The sequence below is a fragment of the Mesorhizobium sp. M8A.F.Ca.ET.208.01.1.1 genome (assembly GCF_004791315.1).
GTDB lineage: Bacteria > Pseudomonadota > Alphaproteobacteria > Rhizobiales > Rhizobiaceae > Mesorhizobium.
Genome location: NZ_SRUT01000360.1, coordinates 1 through 290 on the forward strand (window position 1 = coordinate 1; position 290 = coordinate 290).

Consider the following 290-nt stretch of genomic DNA (forward strand, 5'->3'; position numbering starts at 1 on the left):
GCGCCCGATGTCGCGACAGCCTGGGCCATCGCCAAGAGCACGACGCCAATCGTCGGCGTCACCAAGCCCTATCATGTCGATGGTCTGGTCCGGGCCAGCAGCATCGCGCTCACCAGCGACGACATCGCACAGTTGGAAGCTCTTGCCGGCGCCACCAACGTGAACACCCGCGGCTGGTGGGAAAAAGAGATGTAAAGCCTGGAGCAGTTCAGCGTTTCACGGAAAGGTGAACTGCCATCTCTAACGCAGCGTCGCCAGCAGGCGTGCAGCAGACTTCAGATCAGAGATCG

General features: G+C 61.0%; 1 protein-coding gene. It reads left to right on the plus strand.

Going from position 1 to position 290, the window contains the following annotated elements; translation table 11 throughout:
• A partial coding sequence (locus EN851_RS35650) for an aldo/keto reductase (RefSeq protein ID WP_348630752.1) occupies window positions 1–195 on the plus strand: 195 nt, incomplete at its 5' end.
• Window positions 196–290: the final 95 nt, after the last annotated feature.